The organism is Vibrio sp. 2132-1 (assembly GCF_033344315.1).
Genome location: NZ_JAWPON010000023.1, coordinates 25510 through 39276, shown reverse-complemented (window position 1 = coordinate 39276; position 13767 = coordinate 25510). Strand labels below are relative to the sequence as shown.

Annotated in this window: 16 protein-coding genes; 1 reads left to right on the top strand and 15 read right to left on the bottom strand. The window is 44.9% G+C overall.

Annotation, left to right across the window (positions count from 1 at the left end):
- Positions 1-8: 8 nt before the first annotated feature.
- Positions 9-1409: a replicative DNA helicase gene (locus R8N47_RS20910; protein ID WP_005382759.1), complete on the bottom strand. Its 1401-nt coding sequence runs from the start codon at positions 1407-1409 to the stop codon at positions 9-11.
- 221 nt (positions 1410-1630) lie between these two features.
- Between R8N47_RS20910 and R8N47_RS20905 the strand changes: the two genes are divergently transcribed.
- The gene (locus tag R8N47_RS20905) at positions 1631-2395 is read left to right on the top strand and encodes a DUF481 domain-containing protein (RefSeq protein WP_005381276.1); all 765 of its coding nucleotides are present in this window, start codon (positions 1631-1633) and stop codon (positions 2393-2395) included.
- A 77-nt stretch (positions 2396-2472) separates the two neighbouring features.
- On the opposite strand, the gene rplI is transcribed toward R8N47_RS20905, so the two are convergent.
- The 14 genes from rplI to pilM all read right to left on the bottom strand — a co-directional run bounded on the left by rplI (position 2473) and on the right by pilM (position 13661).
- A complete protein-coding gene (gene rplI / locus R8N47_RS20900) occupies positions 2473-2925 on the bottom strand; it encodes a 50S ribosomal protein L9 (RefSeq protein WP_005382760.1) in 453 nt (150 codons plus the stop codon).
- A 33-nt stretch (positions 2926-2958) separates the two neighbouring features.
- Positions 2959-3186 carry a 30S ribosomal protein S18 gene (gene rpsR, locus R8N47_RS20895; RefSeq protein WP_000090472.1) on the bottom strand — a complete coding sequence of 76 codons (228 nt, stop codon included), beginning with the start codon at positions 3184-3186 and terminating at the stop codon, positions 2959-2961.
- Positions 3187-3202: 16 nt separating this feature from the next.
- The gene (gene priB, locus R8N47_RS20890; RefSeq protein ID WP_005381298.1) at positions 3203-3505 is read right to left on the bottom strand and encodes a primosomal replication protein N; all 303 of its coding nucleotides are present in this window, start codon (positions 3503-3505) and stop codon (positions 3203-3205) included.
- An 8-nt stretch (positions 3506-3513) separates the two neighbouring features.
- Positions 3514-3903 carry a 30S ribosomal protein S6 gene (gene rpsF, locus R8N47_RS20885; protein WP_005381299.1) on the bottom strand — a complete coding sequence of 130 codons (390 nt, stop codon included), beginning with the start codon at positions 3901-3903 and terminating at the stop codon, positions 3514-3516.
- 244 nt (positions 3904-4147) lie between these two features.
- The gene (rpe, locus tag R8N47_RS20880; RefSeq protein ID WP_005381300.1) at positions 4148-4819 is read right to left on the bottom strand and encodes a ribulose-phosphate 3-epimerase; all 672 of its coding nucleotides are present in this window, start codon (positions 4817-4819) and stop codon (positions 4148-4150) included.
- A 92-nt stretch (positions 4820-4911) separates the two neighbouring features.
- Positions 4912-5751, bottom strand: a complete 840-nt coding sequence (locus R8N47_RS20875) for a Dam family site-specific DNA-(adenine-N6)-methyltransferase (RefSeq protein ID WP_005381301.1) — start codon at positions 5749-5751, stop codon at positions 4912-4914.
- Positions 5752-5820: 69 nt separating this feature from the next.
- Positions 5821-7332, bottom strand: a complete 1512-nt coding sequence (locus R8N47_RS20870; RefSeq protein WP_064354356.1) for an SPOR domain-containing protein — start codon at positions 7330-7332, stop codon at positions 5821-5823.
- A gap of 52 nt (positions 7333-7384) precedes the next feature.
- Positions 7385-8485, bottom strand: coding sequence for a 3-dehydroquinate synthase (aroB, locus tag R8N47_RS20865; protein ID WP_005381318.1), 1101 nt, complete (start codon positions 8483-8485; stop codon positions 7385-7387).
- 32 nt (positions 8486-8517) lie between these two features.
- Positions 8518-9036, bottom strand: coding sequence for a shikimate kinase AroK (aroK, locus tag R8N47_RS20860; protein ID WP_005381319.1), 519 nt, complete (start codon positions 9034-9036; stop codon positions 8518-8520).
- Positions 9037-9223: 187 nt separating this feature from the next.
- Positions 9224-10969 (bottom strand): type IV pilus secretin PilQ, encoded by a 1746-nt coding sequence (locus R8N47_RS20855; RefSeq protein ID WP_031779065.1) that lies wholly within the window; start codon positions 10967-10969, stop codon positions 9224-9226.
- A 25-nt stretch (positions 10970-10994) separates the two neighbouring features.
- Positions 10995-11510, bottom strand: a complete 516-nt coding sequence (locus tag R8N47_RS20850) for a pilus assembly protein PilP (RefSeq protein WP_005381321.1) — start codon at positions 11508-11510, stop codon at positions 10995-10997.
- Positions 11500-12093: a type 4a pilus biogenesis protein PilO gene (locus R8N47_RS20845; protein WP_064354357.1), complete on the bottom strand. Its 594-nt coding sequence runs from the start codon at positions 12091-12093 to the stop codon at positions 11500-11502. Before R8N47_RS20845 ends, R8N47_RS20850 begins: the two co-directional genes overlap by 11 nt.
- A complete protein-coding gene (locus R8N47_RS20840) occupies positions 12086-12661 on the bottom strand; it encodes a PilN domain-containing protein (protein ID WP_064354358.1) in 576 nt (191 codons plus the stop codon). Before R8N47_RS20840 ends, R8N47_RS20845 begins: the two co-directional genes overlap by 8 nt.
- Positions 12645-13661, bottom strand: coding sequence for a type IV pilus biogenesis protein PilM (gene pilM / locus R8N47_RS20835; RefSeq protein WP_064354359.1), 1017 nt, complete (start codon positions 13659-13661; stop codon positions 12645-12647). Before pilM ends, R8N47_RS20840 begins: the two co-directional genes overlap by 17 nt.
- Positions 13662-13767: the final 106 nt, after the last annotated feature.

Here is a 13767-nt window from a genome sequence, read left to right as displayed (position 1 = left end):
TCATGGGATTACTCATCATCAATATCGAATGCAGGACCCGCGTAGTTGTCGAAACGCGAATGTTGACCTTGGAAAGTGAGGCGAACAGAGCCGATAGGACCGTTACGCTGTTTACCAATAATGATTTCGGCCGTACCTTTGTACGGACTATCTGGGTGATAAACCTCATCACGGTAGATGAACATGATCAAGTCGGCATCCTGCTCGATGGAACCGGATTCACGCAAGTCCGAGTTTACTGGTCGTTTATCCGCACGTTGCTCTAGGGAACGGTTTAGCTGCGACAGTGCCACAACAGGCACATTTAGCTCTTTTGCCAGCGCCTTAAGAGAGCGAGAGATCTCAGCAATCTCAAGAGTACGGTTGTCGGTTAACGAAGGCACGCGCATCAACTGAAGGTAGTCGACCATGATCATCGATAGACCGCCATGTTCACGAGCGATACGGCGAGCGCGCGAACGCACTTCGGTCGGAGTTAGTCCAGAGCTATCATCAATGTACATATTTTTCTTCTGCATCAGGATACCCATAGTAGAAGAAATACGCGCCCAATCTTCGTCATCTAGCTGACCCGTACGGATCTTGGTTTGGTCAACACGAGACAAAGAGGCCAACATACGCATCATCAACTGTTCAGCTGGCATCTCTAACGAGAAAATAAGTACGGGCTTTTCTTGTTGCATGGCCGCATTTTCACACAAGTTCATCGCAAAGGTCGTTTTACCCATCGATGGACGCGCTGCGACAATCACCAAATCAGAGCCTTGCAAACCTGCGGTTTTCTTATTGAGATCGGTGAAACCGGTATCGACCCCCGTAACACCATCTTGTGGCGTTTTATACAACAACTCGATACGTTCTAACGTCTTTTCGAGGATGTTGTCGACGTTTTGTGGTCCTTCGTTTTCACTAGTTCGAGACTCGGCGATAGCAAAAACTTTACTCTCCGCCATGTCTATTAAATCTTCAGAACTGCGACCTTGAGGGTCATAGCCCGCGTCCGCAATTTCATTCGCGACACCAATAAGGCCACGAACAATCGCACGCTCAGCGACAATATCAGCATACGCATTGATGTTAGCTGCACTTGGCGTATTCTTCGCCAAGTCAGCGAGGTAAGCAAAACCGCCTACATCTTCTAACAACTCGTGACGCTCTAGATATTCCGATAAAGTAATAAGATCGAGAGGTTTACCCGCTTCAAGAATGGTTTTTACACCTTCAAAAATCAGGCGGTGTGGACGACTATAGAAATCACTGCTCACAACACGTTCGGCAACGGTGTCCCAACGTTCATTATCCAGTAAAAGACCACCAATTACTGATTGCTCGGCTTCTAGTGAGTGAGGTGGCACTTTGATTGCGTCGACCTGACTGTCTGAAGGTTTGCGATTTCTGTTTTCCGCCATGACTTTGCTCGATAACTACTATTGACCCACGATTATAACCTTAACCTAACTGAGATGCTTCCCCGAAGCGACAATTACTTGTTAAGAAATCATCATGTGAACCACCCAGGTAATAGCCTGGTTCTTCCGCCTAGCTCTAATAAAAATTAACCTACCATTGACCCAACCAAATATCTGTATCAGTATCATGCCCCTCCTTTTTGATTACGTTCGAGGTTGATGTGTCCCGATACTGGTTACTTAGCTTTAGCCTACTGTGCGCTAGTGCATCGTATGCTGACGAATCAGTACAGCCAGAGCAAAATATTGATGTACCCGACCCACTAAAAACCGAGGTGGAGTTCGGCTATCAAGCTCACACAGGTAACACGGACTCTCGTTCCCTGAATGCTCGTTTGAGTGCTGAATATACGTCAGGTCGACACCGTTCTAATGGTGAATGGAAGTACTACAACTTGTACAAAGACGGTGAAGAAGACAAACGCTCATCCACCTACTCCCTACAGAGTGACTACAAGTTAGGCCCTAAGACATATTTGTATGGCAGCTTTAAAGGGGTGGATTCTCGCTACAGTGCTTATTTTAAAGACTATACGTTGTCAGGTGGTTTGGGTTACCAGTTCTCCTACACTGAGAACTTCATTTTAGAGGTAGAAGTAGGCCCTGGTTTTCGCTATCAAGAGCCAAACTTAGACGAAATAGATGATGACGATATTGTCTTTCCCGATATCGTTAGAGAAGGCATTTTTCGAGGAAATATCAACACAACTTGGCATGCGTTGGATAATTTAAGTTTCGCAGCTGATATTACGTTGGTAACAGGTAGAAGTAACACACGTACTGATAGTGAACTCAGTGTAACCAATGATATTACTGAAGATATCGCACTGAAACTGGCGCACTCTCGTCAGTATCACGATAAAGTGCCTGAAGGCTTAAGCAAAGCGGACAGCGTATTTTCCGTTAATTTACTTTTCGCTTTTTAACCCTTTTTCTCTCAGTTTTAGAAATAAAAAAAGCACCTCCGAGGAGGTGCTTTTTAGTATTTCGTCTTGATACTGAATTACTCAGCAGCAACAACTTGTAGGTTAACTGTCGCGAAAACTTCAGAGTGAAGTTGAACGCTGATCTCGAACTCACCAGTGTTACGTAGAGCACCTTCAGGAAGGCGAACTTCGCTCTTAGCAACTTCAACGCCTGCAGCTGTGATAGCGTCAGCGATGTCACGAGTACCGATAGAACCGAATAGTTTGCCTTCGTCACCAGCTTTAGAAGCGATAACTACCGCTTCTAGAGCGTTAACTTTCTCTGCGCGAGCTTCTGCAGCAGCTAGTTGCTCAGCAACTTTAGCTTCTAGTTCAGCACGACGAGCTTCAAACATTTCAACGTTAGCTTTAGTTGCCATAACTGCTTTACCTTGTGGGATAAGGAAGTTACGAGCGTAGCCAGATTTAACGTTTGCAGTATCGCCAAGACCACCTAGGTTACCAATTTTATCAAGTAGAATAACTTGCATTGCTTAATCCTCTTTCTTAATAAAATGAACCGATTACTGATGCTTGTCAGTGTACGGTAGTAGAGCTAGGTAGCGTGAACGCTTGATAGCACGTGCTAGTTGACGCTGGTACTTAGCGCTTGTACCAGTGATACGGCTAGGTACGATTTTACCAGCTTCAGTGATGTAGTTTTTAAGAGTTGCTACGTCTTTGTAATCAATCTCTTGTACGCCTTCTGCAGTGAAACGGCAGAATTTACGACGACGGAAGAAACGAGCCATGGGCTATCTCCTGATCTTAAATTTGAGTAATGTTGTCGGCGTGTAACACTAATTTTCCCACGCCATTTCGGCCGGTTTGATAAGTGACAAAACCACTTACCTTAATGTTACTGCCTTGAACTAAATTCTGAGTTAGTGCTTGTGACCCAAGCCCGCTGACGACTACCGGCATACGACAATAAACTTGTCGAGGTAAGTCAGCTTCGATAATAGTAGAGCGATGCTCCAGCCAAAACCGACAGTGTTCAATGCCACCAGGGCTTTTACTACGAATGGGCGGTTTGGCAATGGTGCCGCTCAGCTCCATTCGATTGGCCATAAGAAAACTTACTCAGCAGCTTCTGACTTAGCTTCAGGCTTAGCTTCAGAACGCTCTTCACGACGTGGAGCACGCTCTTCTTTTTGCTTAAGCATGATAGATTGCTCAGTGATCGCTGCTTTAGTACGCATGATCATGTTACGTAGAACTGCATCGTTGAAACGGAAAGCAGTTTCTAGCTCATCAATTACAGCTTGGTCAGCTTCAACGTTCATAAGAACGTAGTGAGCTTTGTGAAGCTTGTTGATTGGGTAAGCCAGTTGACGACGGCCCCAGTCTTCTAGACGGTGGATTTTACCGCCAGCTTCAGTGATTGAACCAGTGTAACGCTCGATCATGCCAGCAACTTGCTCGCTTTGATCTGGGTGCACCATGAATACGATTTCGTAATGACGCATTGGTTGCTCCTTACGGATTATTCAGCTTCCACAAATGGCTCAGTCGTCCAGAGGAAGCAAGGAACTAAAGATAATTGACTGAGTTTAAGGAGCACGAATAGTACAGAAAGGGCGTAAAATAGGCAAGTGATTATTTGCTCAGCGCAGTGGATATTTAATTTCTTCTAATACTAGAAAACACAAAGGCTGCCAACAAGCTGGCAGCCTTTAAAATCAGCGTGTTATTGCGCTGGCTTATCGGTGCTTATTTAACTTCAGCCAGTTCAGCGCGCATTTGATCGATCACTTGTTTGTAATCTGGCTCACCGAAAATCGCCGAGCCTGCAACAAACATGTCTGCGCCCGCTTCTGCAATTTCACGAATGTTGTCAACCTTCACACCGCCATCGATTTCTAAGCGGATATCACGACCAGACTCGTCAATCATCTTACGAACGGCACGCAGTTTATCTAGTGTATGAGGAATGAATGATTGACCACCAAAACCAGGGTTTACCGACATCAGTAGAATCATGTCGACTTTATCCATAATAAATTCAAGACTTGCAAGTGGCGTTGCTGGGTTTAGTACCACACCAGCCTGACAGCCGTGCTCTTTAATTAACTGCAGTGTACGGTCTACATGATCAGAAGCTTCTACATGGAACGTAATCATCGACGCACCCGCTTTTGCGAAATCAGGAATAATACGGTCAACGGGTTTCACCATTAGGTGAACATCGATTGGCGCTGTGATGCCATAATCGCGTAGTGCTTTACACACAGGCGCACCAAAAGTCAGGTTTGGTACATAGTGGTTATCCATAACGTCGAAATGCACCACATCCGCACCCGCTGCGAGTACTTTTTCTACATCTTCACCGAGACGAGCAAAATCTGCCGATAAAATGGATGGAGCAATAAGAAAATCTTTCATACCTGACCTCAGTAGTAATGAGCAAACAATCTGCGCGCAATTCTACCGAAGCCAGTGGGGAGATCCACTATTTAGATATAATAGTGTGAGAATTAAGAGTTTGATTTATCCATGTCTGGGGCATGAAAAAGCGCAAGTAGCTCATCAACTTTATTACGACCGTTACCATTACGGCTAATGGTACGCTTTACTTTTACCACATTAAGATCCGCACCGTGATACAACCGACGTGTCAAGGTAGTGTCGTGGTTAGAAATCAACACAGGAATGCCACGTTCAGTCGCTGTTCTTTCAGCAATGTCGGCTAATGCAGCTTGGTCGTCCAACGTGAAACCATTACCTGCGTATGAGGTGAAATTTGCCGTATTTGAAAGCGGCGCATAAGGTGGATCGCAATACACGACGCTCCCTTTGCGCGCACGACGAAATGTTTCAGGATAACCTTCACAAACGAACGTAGCTTTTTTGGCTTTTTCTGCAAAAAACTCCAGTTCCGCCTCAGGGAAATACGGCTTTTTGTAAGAGCCAAACGGTACATTGAAGCCACCTTTTTTGTTGTAACGGCATAGGCCATTAAAACCAAAGCGGTTCATATACAAAAACGCTAAAGAGCGGTACATCACGTCATCGGTTTTATTAAATTCAGCGCGAATGTGTAGGTAGGCTTCTTTGCGGTTGTTCTCAGCGACAAACCAACGCTTCGCTTCAGAGATATACTCTTCAGGGCGTTCTTTCAGCAGGTTGTACAGATTGATCAAATCTGGATTGATATCTGCAAGTAGATAATGGTCATAATCGGTATTCAGAAACACTGAGCCCGCACCAACAAAAGGTTCAACTAGCTTTCGAGCCGGCGGCAAATGACGTTGGATGTCTTCAACCAGTCCGTATTTTCCTCCTGCCCATTTAAGAAAGGCTCGTTGCTTTTTCATCTACTGCTCTATCTATCGACCAAAAATTAAGGCTGCGGAATGTAACATATTTTTCAGGGAAGCTCAGGTTTATTTCACTCGTTCAATTTCACGGTGAACCTGACGGAGTGATTTTGCCCAAGGACTCACCGACTTAACCGAATCTGGCAAGCTTGCGACGGCATCACGAGCCATTTGAATTGTCGGATAATCTTGATATGTGATGATATACCACTCGGTGTCATTACGAACGGTAGGATAAATTCGCACTTGATTATTCAGTTGATGCTCATTGAGAAAGGATTGTACATCTTCCATTGAGGTCATAGCTGCGAGTTGTAAAGTATAAGCTCTTGGCGATAGCGCTTTTAGTTCTTCACGGGCAAATGAAAACTTCACAACAGGTTGGTTTACGTCACCCTCTTCTGACTGAGCAGGTGCTTGCGCCATATCTTGATTCGGTTTTACGACTTTAATCAAAGGAGAGCTAGTTTCATCGGCGGTTTCTGTCTTCTCTATACCTACGACGTCATCAATCGCTTTTGTGTCTGCTGAATCAGTTTTACCTTCAAGCAATGCATCGACCACATTCGACTCAATCACCACTCTTTGTTGATTGTCATCACTGCCTACGCTCGCTACTTCTTCTGTCACTGCTGGCGGTAATGAATCAGAATCATCAACCGCACCAGACTTATCAGGACTGCTAGAACCATCGGTTACAGGTTGCAGTGAAGACTGCGCTGCACTGATTCCTGACTCTTCAAAAGTTGGAATAGCCGTTTGCTCTAAACTGCCAGCAATTTGCTGCGCCTTATCATCAGGACTTGGTTGACTAAGCATCCACCAATAGCCACCAGCAGCAAGCAACAGTAATACTAATACCACCAACGCAATATTCAGGGGTGAACCGACAATCGAGCGGATAATGATCCTTTTTTCCACTTTCATCTCTCCTAACGCCATGATGTCACCCGGTACTGGGTCGACTTTTTTAAATGCATCTCGAACCCGTTTCTCAGACTCATCATCGACGTAGCGCGCAACAAGTGACTCAAAGAAACGACGAGCTTCCACTTCGGACAACATATCAATATCAAGCTCAACAGGCTTTATCTCTTGTCCATAACTGAGACGTGCTAGCAAACCTTCTAAACGTCCAGACTGTGTAAACAGTAAGACATTGATGGTCCAATTTGGCTTATGGTGCGCCTCTAAGACCAGCATCCAAAGCTCAGAGATAAGTGTCTCACTCAATAAATGCGCATCATCTACAACAATTGCAATGTCACACGGCTCATCACCTAAAAGCCTTTCAAGGCTATCAAGTAAAGGCTCTTGCTGATTAAACAATGCGTCCGAAACTAGTTGACTCAAAATAAGGACGCGATGCTGCACATCGTCTTGATTAGAATGACAAAGTAACAAACATTGATTCTTGTTACTGGCACCCACTTCAAGGTATCGCTGCGCTAACCAAGATTTCCCGTACCCATCATGACCATTAATCGCAATGAGATTGGAACCAAAGTTAGTCAGTAGACCTAATCTATCAAGCAACTCGATTTGAGAATCTAATTCCAGTACGTGAGCAACACTCATCTAATAACCTTAATACACTACAAGAATGACGCCCAAAGGCGCCATTACAAGGTTAAATATCGCGACCGAAGTCTATTGCCTGCTTGAGTACGTCTTGCGTCGTATCAGCAATTACCTCGGCAGTGCCAATGCCTGTAGGCAAAACCAATCGTAATTGACCAGAGAGGACTTTCTTATCTCGCATCATGTGCTTGATGAAGTCATCGAAATTCATACTGTCTGGAGTATGCACAGGCAGTTTTGCACGACGCAAAATCGCAACAATACGCTCAAATTGCTCTTCCGAGATCAGACCGCGTAGATGCGACGTTTTGGCCGCCATAACAGTGCCGGAAGATACCGCTTCACCATGCAGCCAATTGCCATAGCCAAGTTCCGCTTCAATCGCATGACCAAAGGTGTGACCTAAGTTAAGCAAAGCACGGATGCCCGATTCTTTCTCATCCTGAGCCACCACTTCCGCTTTTATTTCACAGCAACGTGCGATCGCATAAGTTAGTGCTTCTTCATCCAACGCATACAAGCGCTCAAGATTGTCTTCTAACCATACAAAAAAATCTGCATCGTAAATAATGCCGTACTTAATGACTTCGGCGATACCCGCAGCGAACTCACGTTCAGGCAACGTCGACAGGCAGTTGGTATCAATGATCACGGCTTTAGGTTGGTAAAACGCACCTATCATGTTCTTACCCAACGGATGGTTAACCGCGGTTTTTCCACCAACCGAAGAGTCCACTTGGGATAGTAATGTGGTCGGTATTTGAATAAAATCGACCCCACGCTGGTAACAGGCAGACGCAAAACCCACAAGGTCGCCAATAACACCACCACCTAACGCGATGATCACAACATCACGAGCATAACTCCCTTCCAGTAAGAAGTTCATTACTTGATTAAATACATCCAAGTTTTTGTACTGTTCACCGTCAGGCAATTCTAACAAGGATGCACTACAACCGAGCTGCTCGAGTTGCTTTAAAATTTTGTCTGCATACAAAGGCGCCACTGTGACATTACTGATCACAACAACTTTTTGTTTTGCATTTTTGTTTGAGAGAACTTGAGAGAGGTACGCCGGGTCCTCAAATAACCCGGCGCCAATAGAGATTGGGTAGCTACGCTCAGCTAGGTTGACCGTAATCCGTTCCATCGGTTTGCTCCAATTAAAAAAAAGATAAAGACTTATCTCTCTTCTAGCATTTTTACGATCTGGTTGGCTACCACTTTTGCACTTTGATCGTCAGTGCGAACAGTGTAATCCGCTACTTCTTCATATAAAGGATTACGTTCTTCAGCTAATTGCTCCAGTACTTCGCGAGGGTTATCCGTTTGAAGTAAAGGACGCTTCTTGTCGCGGTTTGTACGCGCAAGTTGCTTTTCAATCGTCGTTTCTAAGTAAACAACAACACCACGTGCCGAAAGACGATTGCGGTTTTCTTTGCTCTTAACAGAGCCACCGCCAGTCGCAAGCACGATGCCTTGCTCTTGTGTTAGGTCTTCAAGTACCGCTTCTTCACGCTTGCGGAAGCCTTCTTCACCTTCTACATCAAAAACCCAAGAGATGTCTGCACCAGTGCGTTCTTCGATCACTGTATCGGAGTCAACAAACTCCATATGCAGTTGCTGTGCTAGATGTCTACCAATTGTACTTTTGCCGGCGCCCATTGGGCCAACAAGGAAAATATTACGTTTCTCAGCCATGTTTAGCAGTAATTTACAACATTGATTCAATAAGATCGCCACAAGAAAACACAGCTAAACTGCTGTTCTACAAGGCTTGTGGCACCAGTTCCTCACAGATAATTCGTGATAAGACCCGAAATTATCCAAGCATGGTGCCACTATTGCAACTTTATTTTTGATTTAATCAGTTTTTCCCGAGACAGAACTACTGAATCACCACCTTAGGCGTGACGAAAATTAACAGCTCACTTTTGCCAACATTCTCATAACTTCGACGAAAAAGAGCACCTAATAGCGGCAGGTCGCCCAACAAAGGTACTTTGTCCACCGAGTTAGTAATGCTGTGCTGAAAAATACCACCAAGAACGACCGTTTCACCGTTATTCACTAACACTTGCGTCCCGATACGTTGAGTATCAATCGCAACAGCTTCACCAGTGCCTGTCTTCACGACTTGTCCAGGTCTATCTTGCGTGACACTTAAATCCAACACTAAGCGGTTATCCGGTGTGATTTGCGGGGTCACTTTCAAACTTAATACCGCCTTTTTGAACGTCACCGTCGTTGCACCACTTGATGATGACTCAAGATAAGGAATCTCTGTACCTTGTTCAATATAGGCAGGCTTCTTATTGGTAGTGATCAAACGTGGGCTCGAGATAATCTCAGCTTTAGACTCTTGTTGCAGAGCAGAAAGCTCAAGATCCAACAAGGTGTCTGAACCTAACTTCGCAACTTGGAAAGCAAGACTGGTCGCATTCGGACTGGTTGCAGCTAAGTTTACATTTAGGAAGTCATCGATCCCTACTCCATCACCGTCACCACCGTCATCACCCCCTTCTCCATTATAGAGACCGATCGTGGCAAGGTTGTTCTCAATAGAACCGCCCACTGTATTACTGCCATTAATAGACGTAAAACCCCAACGAATACCTAGCTCGTCCATGTTACCTTCATTGATGGTCACAATACGCGCCTCAATTTGAACCTGTTTAACTGGAATATCCAAAGACTCAATAATTTCTCGAATCACCTCGATGTTTTCAGGTAACTCTCTAATCAATAACGAGTTAGTTCGCTCATCAATGGTCATACTGCCGCGCTCTGACAGCATGCTGATATTTCCTTCTCCATTGATCATCTCCGCAATGTCTGATGCTTTAGCAAAATTAACTTTGATGATTTCAGATGAAAGCTCTCCCATTTCTTCCGTCAGTTTTTGTTTTTCTAACTGCTGCTTCTCACGCAAGTCCAGCTCATCAGTCGGAGCAACTAAAATCACGTTGCCATCAACACGCTTATCTAACCCCTTAACTTGCAAAATAATATCCAGCACTTGCTGCCAAGGGACACCATCAAGACGAAGCGTGAGGTTGCCTTCTACAGAGTCGGAGACAACCAAATTGAATTGGTTGTAATCAGCAATAAGCTGCAAGACGTTTCGCACAGGAATATCTTGGAAGTTAATCGAAATAAGCTTACCTTCTCTTTCTAAAATGCTTTTATCTGGGGCTTTCTCATTGGGTTTGATCTTCGCTACTTTGATTTCCAAAAAACGCCCCGTTAAACGGTAATCATGCATGTATTCTTCATTGATGTGCGCAACCAAGCGCGTCGTCGAGGTGTCGCGAAACACTTCTACGCTCTCAACCACAGTCGAAAAGTCTTTCACGTCTAGGAGATACAATTGCTCGTCTTTTACTGAAGTGTTAAGCAAATCGATACTTAACCCTTCCTGTACACGCTTGATATCTACAATCGCGGCCGGTGACGCCAATTCGACGACAATCACGGCGTCTTTATCTTTATTAGTTCGAAAGTCGATACTTTTTAGGGCATTGGACGAAACTTCTTCTGCTGCAGCTAAAGGGGCTAAAAATACAAACAACCATAAGGAGAAGAGCCCAGTAAGTATCCTTGGTGTACGTGTTAATCCTTGTCTCATTTTCATTACTCAATATCAAAAATAAATGGGGCTATCTCAAAGCCAACTTAACTTTACGTTTTTGCCAACATCCCAAGCCGTCGGGCAACGTTTCATTAATCAACAAATAGGAGTGGCTGACATGGGTCACTTTGCCATTATTGCGTCCAAGGTATTGACCCGGCTTAACTTTATAGACGGTGCCATTGGGAGCCTGAACGAGGCCAGAAACCGTGTTATCCATGCCCATGACCCCTTTCAAACGTAATTGGCTTAATGGGAATCTTTCTAATTTTCCAGTTCGCCTTCTTGAGGGCGGTTGCCAACAATCTTTTCTTGCAACTGGCTGAGTCGCGATGGTGGCTTCTTTGGGTAATTCAAAGGGTGCACGCTGTACTTCCGGTGCGTACGTGACTGCAACATACTTGTCTACGGGCTTAAGCTTCTCGACCTCTCGACGCGCCTGTGTTTCCACTCCTCGAATAAAATCCGTCAATGATTCATCATTCGCCTGGCAACCCATCAATAGAGAACCCATCAGTACCAGCAACAAAGACTTACTTGTCATTTTTCGTCTCCTCCGGCTTAAACTGATAGGTGTTAGCGCGCACCCGAAAGTGCAGGGTTTCGCTCTCTTGGCTGACACGTTGCCAAGTCACATCTTTAAACGTGATGATTCGAGGTAGCGTCGCTATCGCCTGAGAAAAATGGCCGATGTCATGAAAGTCGCCCGTTAACTCTATGTTTAAAGGGAGACGATAAAGGAAGTGCTCTGATTGTTTTTCGCCCCAGTCGATTCGGGTGAAAGTCAGCTTATTGTCGATGCCAAGTTCATTCACTGAAGCGAGCATTGTAGCCAGCTCTTTTTGCGCAGGCAGTTGCTGCAGTAATAACTCGTAACGGGTGGTAAGTTCATCCAATTGAGATTGAAGCTGAGGCAACGCTGCCACTTTGTTCGCTTTGATCTTCAATGCCACCTTGAGTGTCTGCTCCTGCTGGATCAAGTGATTCAACTGTTCGTCTTTCGGTTTAAGGTAAAACCAATAACCTAAGCCTTGAATCACCATGATCAGAAGCGCGATTACTATAATCTGGGGCAACAATGGCCACTCGGCCATTTCATCGATTTCGAGATCCTGCCAATCAACCACGTTGAGCCTCCAATTTCTTCTCCGTTACTTTGAACATGAAAGACACTTTGAATGTTTGAAACTCTTTCCCAAAACGGGCTTTGCCGTGAACGATGGAATGCATTTCTACGTCGTTCAACTTGGCCGAGCGCTCCATGTTGTCCAGCATCGTGGCAAGTTTTGGAGTGCTATCTGAGATCCCAGAGATCTCAATTTCCAGATCATTCATTTTGATCTTGTCGACATATACACCTTCAGGGATAACGGCAGGCATTAAGTTCATGAACTCGGTCGTTTTGTTTCGTCCGTTTTGTAAACCTTCAACTACCTTTAGGCGTTCGAGGATTTTGCTATGCTCTTGCTCTGCAATTTTCATTGCTTCAATACGCAGGTCGAGTTCGGCAATGTAGTGAGTGAGGTAATCGAGCCGCTCCTGTTGTTGATCTTGTTGGTACTCAAAAAACTTTCCAATACCCCACTGGATGCCAACAGCGACCAACATGCCTAATGCGACCAAACTGATGAAACGACGTCGGTGCTCTTCTCTTTGACTCTCTCGCCAAGGAAGTAAATTAATGCGATAAAGCACGGGCGCCTCCCAGCCAATGAATGCCACGAACGGCCAGTCCGGCTGCTGTTGAGAAATGCTGCCAATCCACAGCACGACGCTTACGCTTAGACACCTTCATCTCAAATAGCCCTAGCGGATTTAGCAATTCACACTCTAACGACAATTGTTGAGACAACCCCTCTGCGAGCATGGGAGTGGAGGCCCCTTCCCCTGATAACCAGATACCCTTGATGTTTTGTGAGCCATTGATTGAGGTATAGAGCTGCATCTGGCGCTTTACTCGCTCTACGATTTGACGGTTAAACAGCTCTGTTTTCTCCTGAGCATCATCGGACAGAAAATCGACTGGAGAAGCGCAGTTTACTCCGCGTGTGCCGTAAGCAAACTCTTTGTGAAACAGTTCACCTTGTTCGGTAAACATGGTGAAGGAGCTCGATAAGGTGCCAATATCGAGTAAGCAGTATTTGTTTTTGTCAGGAAAGCGATCGGCGGTGAGCTTCCAGATATGACCAAGGCTTTGCGAATGCACGTCCACTAAAACAGGTTTTAGTCCGGACTTTTGTAATGCATCGACTCGGCCTTCTACCACATCTTTTCTTGTCGCAAACACTTGATAGCTATCACTGCCACTCTGCCCGCCCTCAGCGCGAAGACGAACGAAGTCTAAACTCAGCTCTTCGACAGGGAATGGCGATTGATGAGAAAAGGCTTGTATCACTGCAAACTCAACTTCACTCTCTTCAAGATTTTGTTCTATTTGCAGTTTCTTGCTAATTACCGAGTTATCAGGAACTGAGATCGCAACTTTTTTAGCGCCAAAAGGCAGTTCTTTTTTTATCTGCTTGAGGGTCTTTACAATTTCTTGATGATTTATGGTGTTATTTTCAGCGACAATACCTTCCTTTAGTAATATTTCTTTGTAACCCAACAGAGCGTAATTGTTGCCTGTGGGTTTAAGTACTACGGCTTTGAGGCTGTTATGGCCTATATCGATGCCGGTAACGATTAGCTTATCCATCTCTTACTCTCGCTCCGAAATTTCTTCGTGCAAAGGTTGTTATTAGCATCCAAATAAGAGTTAATATCTCTTATGTGCTAAATTTTTGACCTAAGAGTACAAGGGT

Excerpts from the sequence above, each read along its gene's own strand:
- R8N47_RS20910 (WP_005382759.1), bottom strand. The coding sequence starts at position 1,409 with ATGGCGGAAAACAGAAATCGCAAACCTTCAGACAGTCAGGTCGACGCA.
- rplI (WP_005382760.1), bottom strand. The coding sequence starts at position 2,925 with ATGCAAGTTATTCTACTTGATAAAATTGGTAACCTAGGTGGTCTTGGC.
- rpsR (WP_000090472.1), bottom strand. The coding sequence starts at position 3,186 with ATGGCTCGTTTCTTCCGTCGTCGTAAATTCTGCCGTTTCACTGCAGAA.
- priB (WP_005381298.1), bottom strand. The coding sequence starts at position 3,505 with ATGGCCAATCGAATGGAGCTGAGCGGCACCATTGCCAAACCGCCCATT.
- rpsF (WP_005381299.1), bottom strand. The coding sequence starts at position 3,903 with ATGCGTCATTACGAAATCGTATTCATGGTGCACCCAGATCAAAGCGAG.
- rpe (WP_005381300.1), bottom strand. The coding sequence starts at position 4,819 with ATGAAAGATTTTCTTATTGCTCCATCCATTTTATCGGCAGATTTTGCT.
- R8N47_RS20875 (WP_005381301.1), bottom strand. The coding sequence starts at position 5,751 with ATGAAAAAGCAACGAGCCTTTCTTAAATGGGCAGGAGGAAAATACGGA.
- R8N47_RS20870 (WP_064354356.1), bottom strand. The coding sequence starts at position 7,332 with ATGAGTGTTGCTCACGTACTGGAATTAGATTCTCAAATCGAGTTGCTT.
- aroB (WP_005381318.1), bottom strand. The coding sequence starts at position 8,485 with ATGGAACGGATTACGGTCAACCTAGCTGAGCGTAGCTACCCAATCTCT.
- aroK (WP_005381319.1), bottom strand. The coding sequence starts at position 9,036 with ATGGCTGAGAAACGTAATATTTTCCTTGTTGGCCCAATGGGCGCCGGC.
- R8N47_RS20855 (WP_031779065.1), bottom strand. The coding sequence starts at position 10,969 with ATGAAAATGAGACAAGGATTAACACGTACACCAAGGATACTTACTGGG.
- R8N47_RS20850 (WP_005381321.1), bottom strand. The coding sequence starts at position 11,510 with ATGACAAGTAAGTCTTTGTTGCTGGTACTGATGGGTTCTCTATTGATG.
- pilM (WP_064354359.1), bottom strand. The coding sequence starts at position 13,661 with ATGGATAAGCTAATCGTTACCGGCATCGATATAGGCCATAACAGCCTC.